Source organism: Agrobacterium rosae, from assembly GCF_002915175.1.
Taxonomy (GTDB): Bacteria; Pseudomonadota; Alphaproteobacteria; order Rhizobiales; family Rhizobiaceae; genus Agrobacterium; species Agrobacterium rosae.
On record NZ_NXEJ01000006.1, the window covers coordinates 362,000 to 383,741 of the forward strand.

At 58.3% G+C, this 21,742-nt stretch carries 25 protein-coding genes; 13 read left to right on the forward strand and 12 right to left on the reverse strand.

The window, feature by feature from the left end; genetic code table 11:
- Positions 1-13: 13 nt before the first annotated feature.
- On the forward strand, positions 14-358 hold the full coding sequence (locus CPJ18_RS12965) for a DUF1491 family protein (protein ID WP_103658764.1): 345 nt from the start codon (positions 14-16) through the stop codon (positions 356-358).
- Between the two features lie 236 nt (positions 359-594).
- On the opposite strand, the gene CPJ18_RS12975 is transcribed toward CPJ18_RS12965, so the two are convergent.
- From CPJ18_RS12975 to CPJ18_RS12985, 3 genes are all read right to left on the reverse strand, one after another.
- On the reverse strand, positions 595-1,080 hold the full coding sequence (locus CPJ18_RS12975; RefSeq protein ID WP_077106842.1) for a chemotaxis protein CheW: 486 nt from the start codon (positions 1,078-1,080) through the stop codon (positions 595-597).
- On the reverse strand, positions 1,080-3,023 hold the full coding sequence (locus CPJ18_RS12980; RefSeq protein ID WP_103658766.1) for a methyl-accepting chemotaxis protein: 1,944 nt from the start codon (positions 3,021-3,023) through the stop codon (positions 1,080-1,082). Before CPJ18_RS12980 ends, CPJ18_RS12975 begins: the two co-directional genes overlap by 1 nt.
- Before the next feature lie 385 nt (positions 3,024-3,408).
- On the reverse strand, positions 3,409-4,380 hold the full coding sequence (locus CPJ18_RS12985) for a DUF2336 domain-containing protein (RefSeq protein WP_103659116.1): 972 nt from the start codon (positions 4,378-4,380) through the stop codon (positions 3,409-3,411).
- A gap of 715 nt (positions 4,381-5,095) precedes the next feature.
- Here CPJ18_RS12985 and CPJ18_RS12990 point away from each other — a divergent pair.
- A complete protein-coding gene (locus tag CPJ18_RS12990) occupies positions 5,096-5,305 on the forward strand; it encodes a hypothetical protein (protein ID WP_077119188.1) in 210 nt (69 codons plus the stop codon).
- Positions 5,306-5,326: 21 nt separating this feature from the next.
- Here CPJ18_RS12990 and CPJ18_RS12995 read toward each other — a convergent pair whose 3' ends face one another.
- Positions 5,327-5,875, reverse strand: a complete 549-nt coding sequence (locus CPJ18_RS12995) for a DUF1254 domain-containing protein (protein ID WP_077119190.1) — start codon at positions 5,873-5,875, stop codon at positions 5,327-5,329.
- Positions 5,868-6,455, reverse strand: coding sequence for a DUF1214 domain-containing protein (locus tag CPJ18_RS13000; protein ID WP_103658768.1), 588 nt, complete (start codon positions 6,453-6,455; stop codon positions 5,868-5,870). Before CPJ18_RS13000 ends, CPJ18_RS12995 begins: the two co-directional genes overlap by 8 nt.
- Positions 6,456-6,622: 167 nt before the next feature.
- Here CPJ18_RS13000 and CPJ18_RS13005 point away from each other — a divergent pair, with 167 nt between their 5' ends.
- Complete coding sequence (locus tag CPJ18_RS13005) at positions 6,623-7,021, forward strand: DUF1801 domain-containing protein (protein ID WP_103658770.1); 399 nt, start codon at positions 6,623-6,625, stop codon at positions 7,019-7,021.
- Positions 7,022-7,037: 16 nt separating this feature from the next.
- Here CPJ18_RS13005 and CPJ18_RS13010 read toward each other — a convergent pair whose 3' ends face one another.
- Positions 7,038-7,463: an RrF2 family transcriptional regulator gene (locus tag CPJ18_RS13010; protein ID WP_245445402.1), complete on the reverse strand. Its 426-nt coding sequence runs from the start codon at positions 7,461-7,463 to the stop codon at positions 7,038-7,040.
- Positions 7,464-7,608: 145 nt separating this feature from the next.
- Between CPJ18_RS13010 and CPJ18_RS13015 the strand changes: the two genes are divergently transcribed.
- Positions 7,609-8,568, forward strand: a complete 960-nt coding sequence (locus tag CPJ18_RS13015) for an alpha/beta fold hydrolase (protein ID WP_103659118.1) — start codon at positions 7,609-7,611, stop codon at positions 8,566-8,568.
- An 80-nt stretch (positions 8,569-8,648) separates the two neighbouring features.
- On the opposite strand, the gene CPJ18_RS13020 is transcribed toward CPJ18_RS13015, so the two are convergent.
- Genes CPJ18_RS13020 through CPJ18_RS26820 form a run of 3 tightly spaced genes read right to left on the reverse strand, consistent with a single transcriptional unit; the run spans position 8,649 to position 10,728 of the window.
- Positions 8,649-10,112, reverse strand: coding sequence for a PQQ-dependent sugar dehydrogenase (locus tag CPJ18_RS13020; RefSeq protein ID WP_103659119.1), 1,464 nt, complete (start codon positions 10,110-10,112; stop codon positions 8,649-8,651).
- Positions 10,112-10,546: a DUF2231 domain-containing protein gene (locus tag CPJ18_RS13025; protein WP_103584776.1), complete on the reverse strand. Its 435-nt coding sequence runs from the start codon at positions 10,544-10,546 to the stop codon at positions 10,112-10,114. The genes CPJ18_RS13020 and CPJ18_RS13025 overlap by 1 nt, the downstream gene beginning before the upstream one ends.
- 17 nt (positions 10,547-10,563) lie before the next feature.
- A complete protein-coding gene (locus CPJ18_RS26820) occupies positions 10,564-10,728 on the reverse strand; it encodes a hypothetical protein (RefSeq protein WP_153366626.1) in 165 nt (54 codons plus the stop codon).
- A gap of 14 nt (positions 10,729-10,742) precedes the next feature.
- Here CPJ18_RS26820 and CPJ18_RS13030 point away from each other — a divergent pair, with 14 nt between their 5' ends.
- Positions 10,743-11,129, forward strand: coding sequence for an ester cyclase (locus CPJ18_RS13030; protein ID WP_103658772.1), 387 nt, complete (start codon positions 10,743-10,745; stop codon positions 11,127-11,129).
- A gap of 8 nt (positions 11,130-11,137) precedes the next feature.
- On the opposite strand, the gene CPJ18_RS13035 is transcribed toward CPJ18_RS13030, so the two are convergent.
- Positions 11,138-11,467, reverse strand: a complete 330-nt coding sequence (locus tag CPJ18_RS13035; protein WP_103658774.1) for a contact-dependent growth inhibition system immunity protein — start codon at positions 11,465-11,467, stop codon at positions 11,138-11,140.
- A gap of 268 nt (positions 11,468-11,735) precedes the next feature.
- On the opposite strand from CPJ18_RS13035, the gene CPJ18_RS13040 reads away from it, so the two are divergent.
- The 4 genes from CPJ18_RS13040 (at position 11,736) to alaE (ending at position 13,817) form a co-directional block, all read left to right on the forward strand.
- Complete coding sequence (locus CPJ18_RS13040) at positions 11,736-12,386, forward strand: glutathione S-transferase family protein (protein WP_103658776.1); 651 nt, start codon at positions 11,736-11,738, stop codon at positions 12,384-12,386.
- A gap of 117 nt (positions 12,387-12,503) precedes the next feature.
- Complete coding sequence (locus tag CPJ18_RS13045; protein WP_103658778.1) at positions 12,504-12,887, forward strand: ACT domain-containing protein; 384 nt, start codon at positions 12,504-12,506, stop codon at positions 12,885-12,887.
- Positions 12,888-12,916: 29 nt separating this feature from the next.
- Positions 12,917-13,273 (forward strand): nuclear transport factor 2 family protein, encoded by a 357-nt coding sequence (locus CPJ18_RS13050; protein WP_153366628.1) that lies wholly within the window; start codon positions 12,917-12,919, stop codon positions 13,271-13,273.
- A gap of 76 nt (positions 13,274-13,349) precedes the next feature.
- Positions 13,350-13,817: an L-alanine exporter AlaE gene (gene alaE / locus CPJ18_RS13055; protein WP_103658782.1), complete on the forward strand. Its 468-nt coding sequence runs from the start codon at positions 13,350-13,352 to the stop codon at positions 13,815-13,817.
- A 34-nt stretch (positions 13,818-13,851) separates the two neighbouring features.
- On the opposite strand, the gene CPJ18_RS13060 is transcribed toward alaE, so the two are convergent.
- Positions 13,852-16,023 carry a transglycosylase domain-containing protein gene (locus tag CPJ18_RS13060; protein ID WP_103658784.1) on the reverse strand — a complete coding sequence of 724 codons (2,172 nt, stop codon included), beginning with the start codon at positions 16,021-16,023 and terminating at the stop codon, positions 13,852-13,854.
- 185 nt (positions 16,024-16,208) lie between these two features.
- On the opposite strand from CPJ18_RS13060, the gene CPJ18_RS13065 reads away from it, so the two are divergent.
- Together CPJ18_RS13065 and blaOXA are read left to right on the forward strand one after the other, a co-directional pair.
- Positions 16,209-16,685, forward strand: coding sequence for a YcgN family cysteine cluster protein (locus tag CPJ18_RS13065; RefSeq protein WP_103584766.1), 477 nt, complete (start codon positions 16,209-16,211; stop codon positions 16,683-16,685).
- Between the two features lie 253 nt (positions 16,686-16,938).
- Positions 16,939-17,757, forward strand: coding sequence for a class D beta-lactamase (gene blaOXA, locus CPJ18_RS13075; RefSeq protein ID WP_103658786.1), 819 nt, complete (start codon positions 16,939-16,941; stop codon positions 17,755-17,757).
- 166 nt (positions 17,758-17,923) lie between these two features.
- Here blaOXA and CPJ18_RS13080 read toward each other — a convergent pair whose 3' ends face one another.
- Positions 17,924-18,376, reverse strand: a complete 453-nt coding sequence (locus tag CPJ18_RS13080) for a type II toxin-antitoxin system PemK/MazF family toxin (RefSeq protein WP_103658788.1) — start codon at positions 18,374-18,376, stop codon at positions 17,924-17,926.
- A 203-nt stretch (positions 18,377-18,579) separates the two neighbouring features.
- On the opposite strand from CPJ18_RS13080, the gene CPJ18_RS13085 reads away from it, so the two are divergent.
- Both CPJ18_RS13085 and cueR read left to right on the forward strand, forming a co-directional pair.
- A complete protein-coding gene (locus tag CPJ18_RS13085; protein WP_103658791.1) occupies positions 18,580-21,333 on the forward strand; it encodes a heavy metal translocating P-type ATPase in 2,754 nt (917 codons plus the stop codon).
- Positions 21,330-21,740 (forward strand): Cu(I)-responsive transcriptional regulator, encoded by a 411-nt coding sequence (cueR, locus tag CPJ18_RS13090; protein ID WP_103658793.1) that lies wholly within the window; start codon positions 21,330-21,332, stop codon positions 21,738-21,740. Before CPJ18_RS13085 ends, cueR begins: the two co-directional genes overlap by 4 nt.
- Positions 21,741-21,742 lie beyond the last annotated feature (2 nt).

Below are 21,742 nucleotides of genomic sequence, written 5' to 3' on the forward strand. Positions count from 1 at the left end.
TAGCTAATCGGATATGCGTCTTAAATCCGAGATTTTCGTTTCCGCCCTTGTCCGTCGCGTGTTTTCCGCAGGCGATTTCGCCGCCATCGAGCGCAAAGGCGCGGATGCGGCAGGAGCGATTTTCATCCGTCAACGCCTTCGCACCGGTCTGGAAAACCTCTATGGCCCAGCGCCTCAGAGCTTTTCCGATGATGAAGAGGAGAGGGCCGAACGTCGTTTCGAGCTACGCCTGACGAATGCCGAAGGGCCTGCAGTCGAGGCGTTGCTGGAGAAGGAACGCCGCTTCGACAGTGATTTGTGGGTGGTGGAGCTGGAGACGGAGACGGTGGAGGGGTTGTTTACGGTTGTTTTGGCGTGAGGCGCCGGTGGGTGCGGCCTCACCCCCCTCTGTCCTGCCGGACATCTCCCCCTCAAGGGGGGAGATCGACCAGTTGCTCGCTATCGCCCTTCTTGAACGTTGCGAGTGAAGCGTCAGTGGGCCGTCTTGCCGATCTCCCCCCTTGAGGGGGAGATGCCCGGCAGGGCAGAGGGGGGTGAAGCCACACCCACCGCCCCACACTTCGACCAAAAAACCCCCAACCCATATCCAACACGTCAAGCCGCGTTCGGCGTCTCCCAGCTGTCGGCTTCTGGGGCGGCAAAGATTGCGTTGAGATCGAGGAAGCAGATCATGACCTTATCGCGCGCGAAAATGCCCTCCGCATAGCCCGTGGTGGCAAGGCCGGCGGTGGCTGGCACTGGCTGCAGCTCCGACGCTGGCACGGTCAGAATATCCGAAACACGGTCCACCATCATGCCGATTGTCTTGCCCTTGACGCTGGTCACGACGATGGCGCTGCGTTCGTTTGCTTCGGCTGCGGGCATTCCCAGCTTGCAGGCCAGATCGATGATCGGGATGACCGTGCCGCGCAGATTCATCACACCCACGACTTCCGGAGGCGTGTGCGGCAGAGGCGTAACGGGAGCCCATCCGCGAATTTCTCGAATGGAGGTGGTACGAACGGCAAACTGTTGATCGTTCAGCATGAAGGCGATGATTTCAAGCGCGTCATCGGCCCGTTTGACTGGGTTGTGGTCCATCAAAATTCTTCCCAGTTGCTCTTGGATGTGTCGAGAGCGGCATTGCCGGAGAAGGCAGCGCTGATCTTACGGCCCAGCGCCCGGGCAGGGGATGCCGATGGCCGATCATGGGATGCAGCGACCCGTGGGTTGGCAGAGGTTGCGGCATAACCGTTTTCCGAAAGCTTGAACTGCGCCAGAATCTGGTTGAGGGAGCGAACTTCCTGCGCCAGACCATGGCTTGCAGCGGTGCTTTCTTCCACCATCGCGGCGTTCTTCTGCGTGTCCTGGTCCATCTGGTTCACAGCCGTGTTGATCTGCTGAAGACCGGATGACTGTTCTTGCGCCGATTCCGCAATCGCCGCGACATGGCGGTTGATTTCCTGCACCTCGGTCACGATGGTTTCCAGCGCAACGCCCGTTTCGCCAACCAGCTGCACGCCCTGCTGAACCTGCGTGTTGGAGGTGGTGATCAACGCCTTGATGTCCTTGGCGGCGTTGGCGGAACGCTGGGCCAGTTCTCGCACTTCCTGGGCAACGACTGCAAAGCCCTTGCCCGCTTCACCAGCGCGTGCCGCTTCGACACCCGCGTTCAGAGCCAGAAGATTGGTCTGGAACGCAATCTCGTCGATGACGCCGATAATGTTGGAAATCTCGCCGGAGGATTTTTCGATCTGCTGCATGGCGGAGACGGCTTTGCGCACGACCTCGCCGGATTTCTCGGCACCAAGCTTCGCACGGCTGACCAGCTGGCCAGCGTCCTGCGCACGTCGTGTCGCGTCCTTGACGGTGGTGGTGATCTGCTCGAGCGCTGCGGCCGTTTCCTCCACAGCTGCTGCCTGCTGCTCGGTGCGCTTGGCCAGATCGTCGGCGGCGGACTTGATTTCGTTGGCACCGGAATCGATGCCACGTGCATTCTGTGCCACGCGGTTCAGCGTCGATTGCAGCTGTTCTGCCGTGCGGTTGAAGTCGCCGCGGACACCATCGAGGGTTTGCGCGAAAGGCTGTTGCAGGCGATGCGTCGTGTCGCCGTCTGCAAGCTTGGAAAGTGCTGAGGCGAGATTGTCCACGGCGAACTGCACTTCTGCTGCCTCTTTTGTCTTTTGCGCCTCATGCGCGATGCGGTCCTTCTCGGAAGACGAGCGGTTGGCTTCCGTCTCTTGCTCCAGGCGAATGCGCGCGATGGCGTTTTCACGGAAGGCCTGCACGGCAGCGGCCATCTGGCCCACTTCATCCTTGCGGTCCATTCCGTCGATTTCGGCCTTCGTTTCCCCTGCGGCCAGTGAAGCCATCCGCTCGCGAAGGCGGGCGATCGGCGCTGTAATGCCCTGGATCGAGATATAAAGACCAAGACCAACCAGGAGAGCGGAGATGAGGATGATGCCGATCAGGCCGGTGAGAATGGTTTCGTTGGTGTTGACAGTCAGCTGATCGTTGCCTTCGTTCATCGACTTGATCAGCTGCTCCGTACCGGCGCTGATTTTCGGTGAGAGTTCAATGACCTTGGTCACCACATCCATGGCTGTCTGCTGGGCCTGCGCCTGCTGTCCGGCCTGGGCAAGGGCGACTGTTTTGTTGATGCCCGTTTCAATTTCGGTGAAACCCTCAAGAATGTCGCGCGCGCCCGCAGTTCGCTCAGGAACCAACTGAATGATCTGCGTCTGGCGTTCGTCGGCCTGCTTCAAATTCGACGTGAAGGTCTTGAGAGCATCCGCGAAGGCGGGGCTTGATGGATCGGCCAGCGACGCACGAAGCGCCTGCATGCCCAAGCCGTTCAAATTTCCGCTCGTGCGGGCATTCAGCACCGCTGCGTAGGCGGTCTTGCTGATGAAGTCGCCATATTGGCCGTCCGTGTTCTTATACTGCACGCTGACATAGGCCAGTCCGGCCACCGACGCTGCGCTCATCAATGCAATAACCGAAATGACTTTGGTCTTTATTTTCGTATTCGTCAGAAATGACATGGATTCCTCGAGACGGTGACTGAAGAGCGCGCATGAGTGGCACTCGAATGCAGATTGAAACATCGCGCGTAGCCATCCCCTTCATCGGGGCAGCAAGCAGTCACTGCGACACAGCCTTAAGTAGGCTGCGCTCCTCCGCTTGGTCTACTGATTCCATTCAAGAATGGAGTTTGCGGGGCGATCCTTCGACACTTAATCTAAAGATATGATTACTTGCCGACGAGAATAACTTCCGTAACGTAAGTTTGTCGAAATAATTGATTATTCTCGCTTAAAACGAGACAATGCGCTGGTGCATATTCCACGCTCAGTTGAGTTGATAGTATGCAAAAAGCGCTGACGGTTCGCCGACAGCGCTTTCATCACACATACAACTTTTACGGTTTTACCGTCTGACGACGAGCTTCTGAACGGGAGCAGGTTGCTCGCTGGGTGTGCTGTCGGCGCGGGCAGGATCGGCGGTGTAGCGATCGGCACGACGCCAGCTTTCAATGCGCTCTTCGCATTGCGCCGGGTCAAGATTTTCCAGTATGGTTTCGGCCAGCGTCATCTCGCCATCCTGCACTTTCAGATGCGGGTAGAAGCATTCCAGCACGAAGGCGGCATCGGCGAAGTCCATGCCAAGGCCGGTCATGGTGGTTGCCAGCTGCTGGCCGGAGATATCCAGCATCACCCGCTCCGAGAGCCAGTGGGTTGCGGAAAGAGAATCCGAAAGCGCCATCGAAAACTGCCGGGCATTGCGCTCGCGTGCAAAGCGCACGAGAAGCGCTTCCTGCACATCCGTCAGGCGGCGCACGCCCAGGGTGTCGCTGACCGGGCGTTGCAGTTGCCGTGCCATGGTGCGCAGCTGACGGCGCAAATCCTCTTCGCGTTCGGCAATCGTCCGTTCCATGGACTGTGCGATGTCGGCTGTCGCGGTCTGGTTTTCACGTTTTGGAGCCTGGCGCGCATGACGCAGCCCGACCAGCGCATCGATGACGGTGGGTGAAAGATCTTCTCGGCGAACGATGGTGCGCGCATGCGCCCCGCCTTGCGTGCGGGCAATGGCAATCAGCGTATCGTCATCAAGGCATTTGGACGAGACGAGGAACGGCGCGGACAACCCGATGGGCTGGCTTGCAATGAAAAAAGCGACCGCTGAGGGTATGTTGGGGTTTTGCGACAATGCCGCAACCGCTTCCCTCTTCGCTTCTGCGGTAGAGGCGGAAAACAGTGGCATGAACAGCTCCGCGAATTGACGAAGCTCGGATTTGGACGGATGAGACAGCCCTTCGAAACTCGATACGGTGGCCATAAGCACAACGTCTTTCTTCCTATCGGCGCTTGGCCTTTCTAGTTCTCGAAACCGGTCGGTCAACGCAATACCCAATGTGACGCAAAACAAAACGATCCGTTCAAGTTATAACAAACGTGTTGACGCCCTGTTAACCAGCACCAACGCAAAGCGGTTTTTTGCCGCTATGCACAGCAAATTTTTAAGACACTCAATTGGGTTGGGGAGAGGGGGAGACGCTGAAACGCGTCGAGCGTTGCCGGAGGCTAGCCGGGACTCGCCCGCCTTGCCGATGACATGGAAAGACGAGCCCCTGACCGCCATCATGGCGGCTATCTGCCTTAGACCTCACGCAAACGAGGCTCGTCAAATGCGTCCCGACAAAAAATTAACCAGCAATTTCCTGCATTTGGCAATTTGGTTATAAAATACAACGGCTTTCCATTTTGTGACGTTTTTACGTTCACAGAAGTGTGACGTCAGGCTTTATGACGTGTTTCTGCAATGCAGTAAATTTTAATGGTATATGTGTCGATGTGAGAACATTAGTATTAACGAATGATTAACCTATACATGTTTGTAATGGCATAGGCAGCCTGCAGATTCGGTGCTAGATTTCGAATTTGAAATTTAGCTTATACTGCAGCAAGCGATGTGCTTGCAGCGGCCTCTCGTCTCCCATGCCAGTCTGTGGACTGGAAATGCACAATGTTGTGGTGATGGCATTCCCGCGCGTGTCCAACGCATCCGCGCGCTTTATTCAACAACCAAGCGTCATGCCCCCTGAGAGGAGAAGACTATGACGGAAGTTATTTCGTTTTATGCGGCATCCCGCCGCCTCAGCAGACCGACAAATGCGCAGGTGCCTGCAAGCGGTCCGGCGCAACTTCTATTTTTCACCGGTGTCCGTTACGAGCGGCCCGTCGTTGACATCCAGATGGAAGCGCAGAAAAAGCCCCGCAAGCGCAAGACATCAGTCATCACTGCTGACGCCGCTGTCGGTTCCTGAATTCGCTGAAAAGGCTGTGGTTCAAGACCAGGGCGTCTGGTCGCACTTTGCCTCGCTCAGAAATCTCGTTGCCTCTTCCACGAAGCTTGGCTGCGGCACCATGGTTCGCAATACGGCGTAACCCTTGTTCTGCCCCGCTTCCACCAGAATGGATTTCGACAGTTCTGTCGGCTGCGCCTTACGAATGGCCGCAAGCTGAACCTGATTGGCCACCAGAATATCCAGCTCTCCGCCCGCCGACGTGCGATCGTTCATGCTGAAGATTTCATTGGACGCGCTGTCGAAAATCGACACCGACCAGAAGGGGACAACCCCGAAGGCCGCCAGCCGCGCCGGTTTCTCACTCACATCGAAAGTGCAGACTGCCACCCGCATGAAGGGATCGCCGCTGCCAAGCTCGGTTTTTTCGCGGCTGTCATCCAGCAGATGGAAGGCATTGGCAGCGCCCTCTGCCACCGCGCGCGTATAGGCATCGCGGTTGGAAAAATGCGGTGTCGACAGCAGGATGATCAGATGCAGCACGGCGGCACCCACCAGGCCGACGAAGATGGCAAAGATGACCTTAAACATTGCCGCACCCTGTTTTCTGGATGTCCGGCATCTTGATGTCGATCAGCCCCGTACTCCCTGCCACCGGCGTGTCCAGAAGAGTCAACACAAGCTTGAAATTGCCCCCTTGCGGCACAGCCAGCCAATTATAGGTCTGGGCGGTCGCAGCAACGGAAACATCCATGCCGCCACCCTGACCATGCAGCAGCGTGCGGGAATTCAGCGCAATGGGACGACCCGAGCCATCATCCAGTAGGTTGCCCTGCTGGTCGGCGGCATAAAGCGTCCAGAAGCGGGAAGGGGGAAGGGTGCCGGTCAATCTGTAACGGCATACGCCGGTCAGACGCTGCCCGCTGCTGTCGGCAGCGGCGGTAAAGCTTAAGCCTTCGGCCGTTCCATAGAGCAGCTTGCCCGCATCCGCCCGGTGCGATTTCGCATAGGGATCGGCCTCTATCGTCTGGGCTTCGGGAAAAGCATCCCATGCGCCGATCTTGATCGAGCCGAAACCATCGGTCGCTTCAAGGGCCGCAAGTGTGGATAATATTCCGCCGCCAAAGGCGATGATGAGCGAAATTGCAACAAGAAATGGAACTCGAAACACGCTGTTTTCCCGTTTTGGAACAGGTGAGGGTTAGCACTGATTTCGTTTGGGGGAAATGGGCAGAACGATGCCGAAGCGGGCTTTCCATAAATCTCCACGCTTGTTGCTGAGGATGTGCTAATTTGGCGCCTGGAACAGTCTAAAACCGGTTCGCAGAGGACGCCCACATGGCCTTCGATGACGATGTTGCTTCGCAACAGAACGCGTCCCGTCTGATCGATAAACGGATAGTCGAATTGGATGACTGGCGTGGGTCTATGCTCGCCCGGCTGCGCGGCATCATCACACATGCCGACCCTGATGTCACCGAGGAATGGAAGTGGCGCGGCGTACCGGTCTGGTCGCATCATGGCATTATCTGCACCGGCGAAACCTATAAGGCCGTCGTCAAGATGACCTTCGCCCACGGTGCGTCGCTGAGCGATCCCGCCCACCTGTTCAATGCCAGCCTTGACGGTAACACCCGCCGCGCCATCGATATTCACGAGGGTGAGGAGATCGATGCGGAGGCGTTGAAGGCACTGGTTCTGGAGGCGATAACGCGAAACACCTCTGCCGCCCGTTAATGCTGGGTGGTCTGAATCAATCCGGCTTAGCGTCAAGGGCAGTGCGGGCGATGTCCGAAAGTCGGGCATTCTGAAACGCCTTTGCCAGCACCAGCTCAGCCCCTTGAAATGCTTCCACCAGCCGCGCATTCGTCGCTTTTTCCACCGGGCAGGATGGGTGGTCGCTGGAAAGCGGGGCCTCGAGAATGGTCTCGCCCTGAAGCGCCCGTTGAACATCGAGGATTGTCAGCTCTTCAAGAGGTTTTGCAAGAGACCAGCCGCCGCCGCGACCACCTTCAGAGACGACGATGCCGTATCGACGCAACTCGCCCATGGTTCGCCGCACCACGACGGCATTGGTGTTCAACATCTGCGCAATGCGCTCAGATGTTTCCCGCCCGCCCAGAAGCCCCATGTGAACGAGGACGTGCACCATGCGCGCCAGTCGGCCATCCCTACTCAATGCTGACATCTCCATAAATCGTAACAATATTTGTTACAGTATCTTGATCCTGCTTATTCTGTAACATATCTTGATACGCAATGAACGCCAAGCGTCGCATTTGGAAATGGCGCTTTCCTGAAGCATGCCTTTCGAGGAGGTCGATATGAGACAGCGGATGATCAAGACGAAAACCCTGAACATGAACATTCTGGAAGCGGGCGAGGGGCCGTTGGTGGTGCTTTGCCATGGGTTTCCGGAAACCTCGCATGCGTGGCGTCACCAGATCAGCGCTTTGGCAGAGGCCGGGTTTCATGCCGTGGCACCTGATATGCGCGGCTATGGCCAGACGGAAGCACCGCAGGATTGGGCGCAGTACACCGTCTTCGACCTGGTGGCGGATATGGTGGCTCTGGTCGATGCGCTGGGTGAGGAGAAGGCCACCATCATTGGCAATGATTGGGGTGCGACAATTGCTTGGCAGTCCGCCCTTCTTCGCCCGGATCGCTTTCACAAGGTCGTTGCCATGGGCGTGCCCTTGATGGGCCAGCCACCCGTTGCGCCCAGTGCCATCTTCCCCGCCACGGATGACGCCCTGCTTTATGCGCTTTATTTCCAGCGGGATGAAGCGCTTGCTGAACTCGACAGGGACCCTGAAACGACGCTGCGCAAAATCTATTACGCCGCCAGCGGCGAGGCGGGCCCACGCCTACCGGGAGATGACACCCCCAACCCGTTCGGCATGGTGTCTCGCAAGCGTGGTTTGCTCGCCGATCTGCCGGATCGTCCCGTGTCATGGCTGACGGAGAGCGACTGGGAGGTGCTTGTCAGCGCCTTCACCACGTCCGGCTTTACGGGCGGTCTCAACTATTACAAAAATCTGGATCGGAACTGGCAGCTCCAGCATGCTCTGTCTGGCTTGAAGGTTACCGTTCCCGCGCTGTTCATGGTAGGGGAGCGGGATACCGGCCTTGCCATTCCCGGCATGAAAGAAATGATCGATGCCATGCCCTCGCTCGCGCCGGCTCTCCAGAAAACCCAGATCGTTCCGGGGGCTGGCCATTGGCTGCCGCAGGAGGCACCAGACGTGGTGAACAAGGCCATCATCGAATTTCTGAAAGGCTGAGACGTTCAGCCACTTACCCCGACCAATGAACGTAAAAACGCCGCCACCGGAGGGGTGACGGCGTTCTGAAAACTCGACTGTCAGTTTGCAGGTGCAGGGGCGGGCGCAATCGCCGGAGCCGATGGCGCAACCGGCTCTGCCGGGGCAGTTGCCGTTGGGGCAACGCCACCGGCGGAAATATCATCCGTCGCAATAGGGGAAGGTGTTACTTTGCCATCCGCTGCCGCAACACGCCACACCGTATTTCCTGCATCATCCGCCACCAGCAGCGCGCCGGTGCCGTCTATGCCGACGCCGACGGGGCGGCCACGGGCCTTGTCGCCTTGAATGAAGCCGGTGACGACATCCTGCGTCTTGCCCGCTGGTTTGCCGTTTTCGAACGGCACATAGGTTACGCGATAACCGTTGAACGCATTGCGGTTCCAGCTGCCATGTTCACCGATGAACGCTCCGTTTGCATAGGGTGCAGGCAAAGCGGAGTTTAGCGAAAAGGTGAGGCCGAGGGCTGCAACGTGGCTGGAAAGCGCATAATCCGGCTTGATGGCCTTTTCGACCATATCCGGGCGCTGTGGGTGGACGCGGGCGTCCACATGGTTCCCGTAATAGCTCCACGGCCAGCCGTAAAAGGCGTTTTCTTTCACCGAGGTCATATAGTCGGGCACGAGGTTCGGGCCCAGTTCGTCACGCTCGTTGATGACGGCCCAGAGTTCCTTGCTCTCAGGGTTGAAGGCAAGGCCATTAGGATTGCGCAGGCCGGAAGCGAACAGTTTGAAGGCACCAGTCTGGCGGTCCACCTGCAAGATTGCCGCGCGGTTCTTCTCGGCCTCTATGCCGTTTTCCACGATGTTGGAGTTGGAGCCGACGGAAACGTAAAGCATCTTGCCATTGGGGCTGAGCGCTAGATCCTTCGTCCAGTGGTGGTTGATCGGACCGCCAGGAAGCGGCGTCAGGATTTTCGGCTCTGCGGTAATCTCGTTCTGACCCAACTGATAGGGGTAGGCGAGAATATTGGAGGCGGTCGCGACATAAAGTGTGTTGTCGGCAAAGGCGACGCCGAAGGGTGAGTCGAGGTTGGTCAGCAACTCGTGCCGCTCATCCACCGTGCCATCGCGGTTCGTATCGCGCAGCAAGGTGATGATGTTGCTGGGCTTCTGCGGGCCTGTCTCACCATGGGCGATGGCCATAATCCAGCCGCGAATAATGTCCTTTGGGCGTGATGGCGGCTCACCTTTCGGGCCGCGGGACTGGACGACAAGCACATCACCATTCGGCAGCGTGTGCACGGTGCGCGGATTGACGAGGTCTTTCTGATAAGCGGTAATCTTCAGCCCTTGAGGCACGGTTGGCGTTTCACCATCTTTCCAACCGATGACCTCGGCCACCTTCAGGTCTGGAATGAGGCTGGGCGATGGATCGGGCAGAACCGGATCGGCACCGATTTGCTGTGAAAGATCGAAATTGCCGTTCTGATCGCTGCAGGCGGGCAAAATGACGGCGACGCTGCCCAGAAGGATAGCAGTACGGATAAAGCGCGGCGTGACCATCATACTCTCCAAGCCAGTCTTGCATATTTGCGGGTAGAAGCGGCAACCGCCATCAGCGACACGACGAAGGTGACAGCAGATAGAAGAAGCCCGTAAGGCACGACGGCCGTCCAGCCATCACCGGCGTGAACGAGGCTGTTGACGAAGGCCAGAAGCAGCATGACGATGAACAGAAGAATGGCGAAAAACGAAGGCCGCATAGGCCGCGTGCGCGCCCGCAGCAGATCGATCAGCCCGGCCAGCAAGCCCAGACCGCCGATGACCAGCCCGGCAAACAAAAGCCAGGCGGAAAAATTCTGCCACATCAGATTGCCGGTCTGCCAAAAGGCGATATCCGTTCCCAGCGCCAGCGAAAAGCAGACAAATGGAAACGGCACGAACAGCAATTGAAAGGGATATGCAGAGGCTTCTCTGCGAGACGAGATTTCATTCATGGAGAAGGCTCCGAAACTCAAGACGAATAGGGCAATCGCGTTGCATCGGCCACATGGAGCCGCGCGTGATAAATCAACGGTTTGGCGGGGATTTGGTTGCACGCTGCCATGATGTGCATAGGCAGCGCGATGCCAGCCAGAGCCTCGAAATCCTTGGCGCGCGGAACTGCATTCCCGTCCACGCCGTTACCGGACCATGACCGACACTGATCTCGCCGCCACCTATCGCGCCTATATTGCCTGCCTCAATGCGCAGGACTGGCAAAATCTCGGAAATTTCGTCGCCGAGAACGCGGTTCATAACGGGCGCGAATTGGGCCTGTCTGGCTACCGCGACATGCTGGAGAACGACTTCCGCGAAATCCCGGATTTGAGCTTCAACATCGAGCTCCTCGTCTGCCAACCCCCCGTCATCGCCAGCCGATTGCACTTCCATTGCACACCAAAAGGCACCTTCTTCAACCTCCCCATCAACGGCAAAACCGTCACCTTCAGCGAAAACGTCTTTTATCGGTTCGAGGGTGGAAAGATTGAGGAAGTGTGGTCGGTCATCGATACGGCGGCAATTGCTGTGCAGTTGTGAGGGCAACCTCAAGGGCGCGGCAGGTACCGGACATAGCACTCAGGATCAGCGAGAATTTCGCGGAGCATAGCGAAAAACTGTGAAGCCGTTTGGCCGATCGTATCAGGTGTGAAGTCGAACCAGAAGCGTCTGGAAAACTCGCCTTCCAGATCGTTGTGATAGCGCTCCAGAAAATGGTTTATCTCAGCAAGCAGCATCTGCTTTTCATCAGGTTTGGTGAAGCGCGCATAACCTGCAAGGGCTTCAGGTACAGTATCGTATTCGAGGTCCATATCCTGATGGAGACAGCCAGCGATAAGGCCGAAAAGTGCTGGAAAATCGTGGTCGGTTATGTTCATGCCACTCGACTTTGCTGTCGCTAGATTCTCGCTCCGTCGGCATGGTATGCGAAGGCAAGGCACGCATCGATCGGAGCGTCATGACCGCCGTCTTCTAAAACCCGAGCATGATTTTCGCACCTAAGTGATTGAGTTTTTCTGTCATTCTGTGGCATTTCAAAGGCGCTCACCAATGACGTCGCTCGAGCCTACGAAAAAGTTGAATAAGCCCTGTCGGCGACCTGCTCCACCATTCGTCTTCCATCCATATCATCCAGGGAGAACGGCCATGACGATAACGATCACTGCTTTTGAACGCTCGCCGGATCGTGGCAAGGGGTTGGCGCGGGATATGCGGGTGCGTTGGGCGCTGGAGGAGGTGGGGCGGCCTTATGAGGTGCGGCTTTTGTCGTTTCAGGCGATGAAAGAGCCGGATCATCTGGCGCTGCATCCCTTCGGGCAAATCCCGACCTTCGAGGAGGGCGATCTTGCGCTGTTCGAATCCGGGGCCATCGTTCTGCATATTGCCGAAACACATCCGGGTCTGCTGCCGACGGAGGCGCATGCGCGGGCGCGCGCCATCAACTGGATGTTTGCCGCGATCAACACCGTCGAGCCACCGCTCATGGAGCGCGTGGTTGCCAAAATTGTGGAAGGTGAGCGCAGCTGGGCGCAGGAGCGTCTGCCGCTGGTCGATGCGCGCATTCACCAACGTCTGGGAGAGCTTTCCGCCCGCCTTGGCGATGCCGAGTGGCTGGATGGTGCGTTCAGCGCGGGTGATCTGTTGATGGTGACGGTGCTTATGCGCGCAAAGGCTGGGGGCTTTCTAAGGGAGTACCCCAACCTCGCCGCCTATGTTGAACGCGGTGAGGCACGCCAGGCCTATCAGCGGGCCTTTGCGGCGCAATTGGCAGTTTTCAAGGCTGCCTCGGCGGGGTAGCAAGAACGCGGTTCGTGTTCGACATCTGATTCTCGATGGCGCATCGCAGAGCTTGTTCCAACGCGTCGTTAGCGGCGTGAAGCAGATGGCACTATATTACGAAAGGCGGGATTTTCCATGGCACCACGCGTGAAGCTTCGGGCTCTGGATGGGAATTACGGCGTGGCCCGGTTGGGCCCGTCCGATCCCATTCCCGGCTGGGCGGATGGGCAAGGCTTTGTCAGCATCAGCCGCACGGATGACGAACTCTCCATCGTCTGCCTGCGAGAGCGAATTCCACACGACGTGCAGGTGGATGGCGGCTGGTCCTGCATCAAGCTTCAAGGGCCGTTCGCCTTCGATGAAACCGGCATCGTGCTGTCTGTCATCCAACCGCTTTCAGCCAATGGCATCGGCATTTTCGTGGTGTCCACTTTCGATGGCGACCACCTGCTGGTCAAAACCGACGGTCTGGAAACCTCCCGCGATCTTCTGGTCAAAGCCGGGCATTCCTTCATCTGATCACCACTCCAACCTGAAAATGACATGTGATGAGCGACATAGAACAGCCCGTCCGCGAGCAGCTTGCGGCCTATAATGCCAAGGATATCGACGCCTTCATGCCGTGGTGGGCTCAGGATTGCGAATATTACGCGTTCCCATCTACCCTGTTGGCCAAGGGTGTAGACGAGATCCGCGAGCGCCACATAGAGCGCTTCAGAGAGCCCGATCTCCACGGAACGTTGCTGACCCGCATCACCGTCGGCAATGTCGTCATCGACCATGAAACAGTCACCCGAACCTTTCCTGAAGGACGCGGCGAGGTGGATGTGGTCTGCATTTACGAGATCGAAAACGGCAAGATCGCCAAGGCCTGGTTCAAGCTGGGCGAGCGCCGGATTTTGTAAGCACACCTGTCTGTTCGCATGAGCCGACCCGACCATAAGCGGTTGCGGTTCAACGCTTTTTCGAACAGACTAAGATATGCATGAAACCGTAAAGCCCCATTCCCGCCGCCGCGCATTCCTTGCCGATACGACGGCGCTGATCGTGTTCTTCACCACAACCGGCATCATCAATGAACGCTTCATCGCCGGCATGACATGGGAACAGGTGCTACACGCCAGACTTCTGGGCGCAGCCCTTATGGTGCCGGTGGGGCGGCCTTATGGCCTCTGGCGTGACTGGCTGATGCGTTTCGCAAAGCCCGGTCGCGTCTCGCAAATCCTCTGGGACAGCCTCGCTTTGGTTAGTTTCCAGGTGCCGATCTACGCCGCCATCATCGCCGTTACCGGCGCGTCCGGGCAAGGCCTGCTCTTCGGCATCCTCGGCGCTACCGTGATGATGCTGACGCTGGGGCGACCTTACGGCGCGTTCCTCAACTGGGTCCGAAGCCTCTTCGGCCTGCCGCCGGGCGGCGACAAACCCATGAGTTTGAAGAGTTTGGATTGAGACGCGGATTTCTCCGCGTCCACCCACTCTTCGTTTACCGCTTCACCCCATCACTCCCCACTTCCGCCACCTTCTGCACCGTCAAAGATGGCGCTGACGCTTCCTTCAGCTTTTTGCCGATGGAGCGGATGACGCGTGTCGCCTCGGCGGAAAGGGAGCGGGGGCGGGTGAGGGCTGGCAGGGCGTTGGCGTCTGCCACGACTGCGCCGGGGGCTGGTTGCGGGCGCGAGCCTTTGGGCAGCGGGTTCTGGATGCCGGGAATGGGGCGCAGTTCCATGCCTTGGTGGGCGTAGTCCATCAGCCGCTTGAACGTCATGGCGGGCAGGGCACCGCCGGTCATGTTGTTCATCGAGGTGAAGTCGTCGTTTCCGAACCAGACGGCGGTCGTGTAATTGCCGGTAAAGCCCACATACCAGGCATCGCGGTAGGATTGCGAGGTGCCGGTCTTGCCGCCGGAGACGATGCCATTGTCCAATGCGCCGCGCCGTGCCGTTCCCTCCACGGGAATGGTCACAAGCATGCGGTTCATCTTGGAATTGGCTTCTTCGGAGAGCACGCGCTGGGCTGGCGGTTCGTCACGGTCGAAATCGTAGAGAACCTTGCCTTCGTAATCCAGCACCTGCTCGATGCCGTGGCGGCGCGATTGCATGCCATCTGCCGGGAACACGGCGTAACCCGTGGCCTGATCCAGCACGGTCACTTCGGATGTGCCGAGCGGAATGGTCTTGTCAGACCGCAGCGGTGTGGCCACGCCCATGGCTTTGGCCGTATCCACGATGATCTGCGTGCCCAGCACATCCTTCGCCAAGCGCACCGGCACGGTGTTGTAGGATTTGGCAAGAGCGGTCTGCAACGTCACCTTGCCCGCATATGAGCGGCCGTAGTTCTGCGGCGACCAGCCGCGCCATGTCACGGGCGCATCTGATATCAGCGTTTCCGGCTTGTAACCCTTCTCCATGGCGGCGGAATAGGTGTAGACCTTGAAGGACGAGCCCGGCTGGCGCAGCGCCGCCGTTGCGCGGTTGAACTGGCTTTCGCCATAATCGCGCCCGCCGACCATGGCGCGAATGCCGCCGCCATTTTCGATGGTCACCATTGCGCCCTGCTTGACGCGGTAGCCCTCGCCAAACTCGCGAAGACTGCCTTCCATGGCCTGTTCTGCAGCCTGTTGCAGGCCGGCATCGATGGTGGTGCGAACGACGACCGTATGGTCCTTGATCTTGCCTTCCTTGGCCAGCTTCTGCACCTCGTCAAAGGCCCAGTCGAGGAAGTAATCCGGTGCCTTCACGTCTTCGCGGTCGATGACGGTGGCCGGGTTGCGGCGGGCACCGACGACCTGACCTTCGGTCATCAACCCGCCCTGCACGAGGTTTGATAGCACCGTGTTGGCGCGCGCGCGGGCAGCGGGTAGGTTGACGTGCGGCGCATATTTCGCCGGTGCCTTGAACAGACCAGCCAGAATTGCGGATTCCGCCAGCGTCACATCCGTCAGGTTCTTGCCAAAATAGAATTGTGCTGCCGCAGCCGCGCCAAAAGTGCCGCCGCCCATATAGGCGCGGTCGAGATAAAGGCTGAGGATTTCCTTCTTGGACATGTTGGCTTCCAGCCACAGCGCCAAGAAGGCTTCCTTGATCTTACGTTCCAGCGAACGTTCATTGGTCAAAAACAGGTTTTTCGCCAGCTGCTGCGTCAGCGTGGAGCCACCCTGCACGACGCCGCCGGCACGGGCGTTTTCGCTCATGGCGCGGGCAAGGCCGATGAAATCGATGCCGAAATGCTCGAAGAAGCGTCGATCTTCGGTGGCCAAGACAGCCTTGATGAAATGATCCGGCATCTGGTCGATCGGCACGGAATCTTCGTGAATGATGCCGCGATGGCCGATAGTATTGCCGTAGCGATCCAGAAATGTGACAGCAAAATCACCGCGATAACGCCAGTCCTTCTTGGTTTCCTCGAAGGCGGGCAGGGCCAGTGCCAGCATCAGCACGGTTCCGGCGGTGCCCACCGTCAGCGCATCGTCGGTGATGTTGATGAGAAATTTCTTCCAGCCGCGCACATGCAGCTTGCGGGATGCGACGGTAACGTCTTCCCAGAAGTCGAAAAAGCGGGATGCAGATGTCCACAGGCCGGAATCGATCCATGAATCGATGCGCAGCAGAATATGGCGTTTACGGCGCGCCTGTTTCTTGTTCTTATCTTCCTGCACGTAAAACGAATTCCTGTTCGATATGTCGAATGGATGCTTGACGCAGCAACCTTGCGCGGGTCATTCCCTCACCATTACTCCGCCGGATTTAAGAATTATCTTATAATCTGACGGATTGCGATATGACCAAATGGGTTAAGCCACGTTGCAGCCCGCCGCCCCAAAATGAAACGGAAATGTTAACGATGAGTGACGCGCCATTCTGGAAAACGAAATCGCTGGCGCAAATGAGTAACACCGAATGGGAAAGCCTGTGCGATGGTTGCGGCCTGTGCTGTCTCAACAAGCTGGAGGATTGGGACACCGGAGACGTGGTGTTCACCTCCGTCGCCTGCCAGTTGCTGGATGGGGAGAGCTGTCAGTGCTCAGATTATCCCAACCGGTTCGATACGGTGCCTGATTGCATCCAGCTCAACCTCAAGCTCGTCAACGAAATCGGCTGGCTGCCGCCCACCTGCGCCTATGCACTGGTGCGCGATGGTGAGGATCTCTACTGGTGGCACCACCTCGTCTCAGGTGATCCTGAGACGGTGCACATTGCCGGCATTTCCGGGCGTGGCCGGACGGTGAACGAGCTGAATGTGGAGGTGGATGATTTTGAGAATTACGTCGTGGACTGGCCTTTGACGGTAGGGGAGCAGCCGGAGGCGCAGCAGCGGTGAGATCATCGTGCATCCACTCCACCCTCATTCCTGTGCTCGTCACAGGAATCCAGCCAGCCTAAGTCATTGGGCTGAAAAGAGTCTTGCCGCCGCGCAGACGCGCGACGACTGGATTCCTGTCACAAGGACAGGAATGAGGGAAGAATATGGGCTTGTCCTATTCCTGCCCCATCCTGCCAGTAATCACAGTCAATTACTTTTATTACACGCCCGTTGCCGGCTATGATGACGACCGGACAATCAAGGAAAATGCATGCTGCCCCGCTGCGCCGTTCTTAAAGCTCTGTGCCTAGCCGCTTTCAGCCTGTCGCCCGTCTGGGCTCATGCCGCCACTCAGCCATATGAATGCACCTTCGTGACGTCGGTGGAAACCGGCGCGGTCATTACCCAGCAGGGCACCTGTGACCGGCGCGTGTCGCCCGGCTCTACCTTCAAAGTACCGTTGGCGTTGATCGGCTTTGATTCCGGCATTTTGCTGGATGAATTCAACCCCGCATGGGACTGGCAGAAGGGCATGGAGGCGAAGCCAGAAGAGCGCAAGAAGGTGGACCCCACGACGTGGCAGAAGGAGAGCATTCGCTGGTATTCCCGCGAAATCACCAGCCGTCTGGGACAGGAAAAATTCGCCGCCTATGTTAAGCGTCTCGGCTTCGGCAATGCCGATGTGGCCGGAAGTGCAGGGGACAATAACGGGCTGACGGATGCCTGGGTCGGGACTTCGCTGGAAATTTCGCCGGTGGAACAGATCGGCTTCATGCGCCGCCTGCTGGCCAACAACCTGCCGTTTTCCCGCGATGCGCAGAACAAGACCAAGGCCATCATTCCCGTCTATGACGGTGCCGAAGCCTGGAGCGCCCACGGCACGACAGGCACCGGCAACCTCAAGGGCGACGACGGTAAACCAGACCCCAACCGCCCCTTCGGCTGGTTCGTCGGCTGGGCCGAACGCGAAGGCCAGCACATCGTCTTCGTCCGCTTCCGTGTGTCCGACAAGCCCTCGGACAAGCCAATGGGGCAGGTGGTGCGCGATGAGTTCTTACGGGATATTCCACGGTTTTCAGTGCATCGGTGAAGGCTGGCCCGTAACCTGCGTGGGGATTTCACAGTGGCCTAAAAACGGCTTGCCCCCACAAGCGGGCTTGCAGGGGCAGACGATCTAACTTGCGGAATGGATACCGCAGACATGATGAAAATAGGTGTTATGCACGCCCATGTCAACGCGTGTTCTGGGCCCTTTGTCAGGGTAAAGCGTCAAGCAGAGATGCTAGTTGGCTCATAGCCAGTGCATGTAACACCGTTTTTCTAACTTCGCGAAAATCGCTTTTCGAAATGCTGACGGTTTGTCGCTTGCCAGCGAGATAGGGGCGGTCAAGCCTTTGATTGCTGACGGTTGAGATCAGGTCGGCTTTGACCCAGCTATCTTCTGCATGGCTTAAGAAATCATACGATCCGGCCGTGATTTTAAAATGAATTTTTAAAGGGGAGCGCGGCGCCACCGTCGATAACGGTACAACGGTCGTCAAACCATTCGAGGAATTGATCACGATGACCTGTCGTTCCTTGTAAATCTCAGGTCTCACGGCCAGTGGGCCGACCATCAAGCCCGGAGGTGTAACGTTGTCGGGATCTGGGCCGAAATCACACATCAGGACTTGGCCGGGAGAAGGACGAATTCCAGATGGTAGAGACATATCCAAATCCTGATTGAAAACTAGACATCAAATCGAACATATCAGAGGTTGAGTTGGCGCTGCGTTACGTTGTTATTGATGTTGTTTTACTTGCCGCTTCCTGAAATCGAAATAGCTAGAATCGCCTATTGACTCCATTATAATTAACTCTTGACCTTCCCATGATGGGAAGCATTACATGAGGTCTCGAAAGGGGAAATCCCATGAACGAGACAGTCAAGACCATCATCCCGGCAGAGCCGATTTCCGTGTCCGTGGAGGGCATGACCTGCGCGTCCTGCGTGCGGCGTGTGGAGGTGGCGGCGGGGAAGGTGCCGGGGGTGGCCGCGAGTTCGGTTAATTTTGCTACGAAGAAGCTGACGGTTGAGCCAACGGCAGGGTTTTCGGCAAAGACGCTGGCCGCGGCGGTGAAGAAGATTGGTTACGAGGTTGCGCCTGAAACGATAACGCTTTCGGCGCATGGCTTGAAGGGTGCGGATGATGCGGCGCGGTTGAAGGTCGTGCTGGAAGCTGGCCCGACCACTGTAAGCGCGGAGGTGGATGCGCAGAGCGGGGCTGTCACCATTGAAAGCATGGGCGGTGCGCGTCAGCGCGAGGTGCTGGTGGAAACGGCTCGGCTTGCCGGGTTTGCATTGAAGGCTCTGGATGCTGTTGGCCGCACTCATGCAGGGCATGAGCATATGCATCATGCCGGTGACGAAGCGTCGCTGAAGCGGGATGTCGTTCTGGCGGCCATCTTCACCGCGCCGTTGTTCGTGCTGGAAATGGGCGGGCATCTTTATGCGCCCATGCACCGTTGGCTGATGGGCGTTATCGAGACGCAGACGCTGTATTATGTCTATTTCGCGCTGGCGACGGTGGTGATTTTCGGGCCTGGATGGCGCTTTCTGAAGAGCGGTTTTCCGGCCCTTGCGCATGGCGCGCCGGAGATGAATTCGCTTGTGGCGCTGGGGGTGAGTGCGGCCTATCTCTATTCGCTGGTGACGACATTCTCGCCCGGCCTGCTGCCGGACAATGCCCGGCATGTCTATTACGAGGCGGCCACCGTCATCGTCACGCTGATCCTGCTTGGGCGGCTGCTGGAGGCCCGCGCCAGCGGCAAGACGGGTGATGCCATCCGCAAACTGGCGAGCCTTCAGGCGAAGACGGCTCGTGTGGAGCGGGGCGGTCAGACGTTGGATATCGCACCGGAAGAGTTGGTGGTGGGCGACATCATCATCATTCGCCCCGGCGAGCGCCTGGCCGTGGATGGCGAGGTGGTTGAGGGTGCGTCCTATATAGATGAATCGATGATTTCGGGCGAGCCGGTGCCGGTGGAAAAGACTGTGGGAACGCATGTCACCGGCGGCACGATCAATGGCAATGGCACGCTGAAATTCCGCGCCACGAAGGTCGGTGCCGATACGATGCTGGCGCAGATCATCGCGCTGGTGGAGCAGGCGCAGGGCGCAAAACTGCCGATCCAGCTTCTGGTGGACCGGGTGACGGCGCTGTTCGTGCCTGTCGTCATTGGCGTTGCGGTGTTGACTTTCGTGGTGTGGGCGATCTTTGGGCCGCAGCCAGCCTACACCTATGCGCTGATCAATGCCGTGGCCGTCCTCATCATCGCTTGCCCCTGCGCCATGGGGCTAGCCACGCCGACATCAATCATGGTCGGCACGGGGCGGGCTGCGGAACTGGGCGTGCTGTTTCGCAAGGGTGAAGCTTTGCAGGCGCTGCGGTCTGCTGGGGTCGTAGTCGTGGACAAGACCGGAACGGTGACGAAGGGCAGGCCGGAGTTGACCGATCTGGTGGTGGCGGATGGGTTCCAGCGCCATGAGGTTTTGAGGCTGGTGGCAGCGGTAGAGAGCAGGTCGGAGCATCCGATTGCGGAGGCAATTGTGCGGGCGGCGAGGGTGGAAGAACCCCTCCCCAACCCCTCCCCACAGGGGGGAGGGGCTAACCTGGACGTTCGCACTGAGGTTGATACGGTGCCGATTGAAACTCAGCGGGTGCCGCCTGTTTCTTCTCCCCGTGGGGGAGAAGGTGGCCCGGAGGGCCGGATGAGGGGGCCAGGGTTGAGAGATGCGGAGAGCTTGCCCCCTCATCCCGCTGCCGCGACCTTCTCCCCCTCGGGGAGAAGAACGCAAGATGCGGACTCGCTATCCATCTCTGAGCGGCCTGTCGGCGCTGGGGTCTTTGCCTCCACCATCACCAACTTCCAAAGCGTCACAGGCTACGGCATATCCGCCACCATCGATGGCCATAGAGTGCACGTCGGCGCAGACCGCTTCATGTCCAAACTCGGCCTCTCGGTCGCACCTTTCGCTGACACCGCACAAAAGCTGGGCGATGGAGGCAAGACGCCGCTTTATGCAGCCATCGACGGCCAATTGGCGGCGGTGATTGCGGTGGCGGACCCTCTGAAACCATCCAGCATCGATGCAATCAAAGCCCTGAAATCGATGGGCATAGAGGTGGCGATGGTGACGGGGGATAACGCTCTCACGGCCAAGGCCATCGCCCGTCAGGTGGGCATCGAAAAGGTCGTCGCCGAGGTGTTGCCGGAGGGCAAGGTGCAGGCGATCCATGATCTGCGGCGGGGCGGCAAGACGCTGGCTTTCGTGGGTGATGGTATCAATGATGCACCGGCGCTGGCTGAAGCCGATATCGGCATCGCGATCGGCACCGGCACGGATGTCGCCATTGAAAGTGCCGATGTGGTGCTGGTGGGGGGTGATTTGATGGGCGTGGTCCACGCCATCGACATGAGCCGCGCCACCATGCGCAATATCCGCCAGAACCTTTTCTGGGCCTTTGGGTACAATGTCGCGCTCATTCCCGTGGCGGCAGGCGCGCTCTATCCGGCCTTCGGCATCATGCTATCACCCATGGTCGGGGCGGGAGCCATGGCGCTGTCCTCCGTCTTCGTGCTGGGCAATGCTTTGAGATTGAAAACAACGAAGGTATCGCCATGAACATCGGTCAGGCATCGGAGGTTTCAGGCGTATCAGCCAAGATGATCCGCTATTACGAGCAGATCGGCCTGATCACGCCGGCAGCCCGCACGGGTAACAATTACCGAACCTATGGCGAGCAGGACGTGCACAATCTGCGCTTCATAAAGCGGTCCCGCACGCTGGGTTTTTCGCTGGAAGAGACGGAGACCCTGCTGAAACTCTGGCAGGACAAAACCCGCGAAAGCTCCGCCGTTAAAGACATAGCACTCGCCCACATCAACGATCTGGAGCGCAAGATCGCCGAGATGAAAGCCATGGTCAAAACGCTGTCCCATCTCGCCCACTGCTGCGGCGGTGACCATCGGCCAGACTGCCCCATTCTGGACGATCTGGCAGGCATCGATGCTTCAGTTGCGCAGAAGTAATT

Excerpts from the sequence above, each read along its gene's own strand:
- CPJ18_RS12965 (WP_103658764.1), top strand. The coding sequence starts at position 14 with ATGCGTCTTAAATCCGAGATTTTCGTTTCCGCCCTTGTCCGTCGCGTG.
- CPJ18_RS12975 (WP_077106842.1), bottom strand. The coding sequence starts at position 1,080 with ATGGACCACAACCCAGTCAAACGGGCCGATGACGCGCTTGAAATCATC.
- CPJ18_RS12980 (WP_103658766.1), bottom strand. The coding sequence starts at position 3,023 with ATGTCATTTCTGACGAATACGAAAATAAAGACCAAAGTCATTTCGGTT.
- CPJ18_RS12990 (WP_077119188.1), top strand. The coding sequence starts at position 5,096 with ATGACGGAAGTTATTTCGTTTTATGCGGCATCCCGCCGCCTCAGCAGA.
- CPJ18_RS12995 (WP_077119190.1), bottom strand. The coding sequence starts at position 5,875 with ATGTTTAAGGTCATCTTTGCCATCTTCGTCGGCCTGGTGGGTGCCGCC.
- CPJ18_RS13005 (WP_103658770.1), top strand. The coding sequence starts at position 6,623 with ATGGCCTTCGATGACGATGTTGCTTCGCAACAGAACGCGTCCCGTCTG.
- CPJ18_RS13015 (WP_103659118.1), top strand. The coding sequence starts at position 7,609 with ATGAGACAGCGGATGATCAAGACGAAAACCCTGAACATGAACATTCTG.
- CPJ18_RS13020 (WP_103659119.1), bottom strand. The coding sequence starts at position 10,112 with ATGGTCACGCCGCGCTTTATCCGTACTGCTATCCTTCTGGGCAGCGTC.
- CPJ18_RS13025 (WP_103584776.1), bottom strand. The coding sequence starts at position 10,546 with ATGAATGAAATCTCGTCTCGCAGAGAAGCCTCTGCATATCCCTTTCAA.
- CPJ18_RS13030 (WP_103658772.1), top strand. The coding sequence starts at position 10,743 with ATGACCGACACTGATCTCGCCGCCACCTATCGCGCCTATATTGCCTGC.
- CPJ18_RS13035 (WP_103658774.1), bottom strand. The coding sequence starts at position 11,467 with ATGAACATAACCGACCACGATTTTCCAGCACTTTTCGGCCTTATCGCT.
- CPJ18_RS13040 (WP_103658776.1), top strand. The coding sequence starts at position 11,736 with ATGACGATAACGATCACTGCTTTTGAACGCTCGCCGGATCGTGGCAAG.
- CPJ18_RS13045 (WP_103658778.1), top strand. The coding sequence starts at position 12,504 with ATGGCACCACGCGTGAAGCTTCGGGCTCTGGATGGGAATTACGGCGTG.
- CPJ18_RS13050 (WP_153366628.1), top strand. The coding sequence starts at position 12,917 with ATGAGCGACATAGAACAGCCCGTCCGCGAGCAGCTTGCGGCCTATAAT.
- alaE (WP_103658782.1), top strand. The coding sequence starts at position 13,350 with ATGCATGAAACCGTAAAGCCCCATTCCCGCCGCCGCGCATTCCTTGCC.
- CPJ18_RS13065 (WP_103584766.1), top strand. The coding sequence starts at position 16,209 with ATGAGTGACGCGCCATTCTGGAAAACGAAATCGCTGGCGCAAATGAGT.
- blaOXA (WP_103658786.1), top strand. The coding sequence starts at position 16,939 with ATGCTGCCCCGCTGCGCCGTTCTTAAAGCTCTGTGCCTAGCCGCTTTC.
- CPJ18_RS13080 (WP_103658788.1), bottom strand. The coding sequence starts at position 18,376 with ATGTCTCTACCATCTGGAATTCGTCCTTCTCCCGGCCAAGTCCTGATG.
- CPJ18_RS13085 (WP_103658791.1), top strand. The coding sequence starts at position 18,580 with ATGAACGAGACAGTCAAGACCATCATCCCGGCAGAGCCGATTTCCGTG.
- cueR (WP_103658793.1), top strand. The coding sequence starts at position 21,330 with ATGAACATCGGTCAGGCATCGGAGGTTTCAGGCGTATCAGCCAAGATG.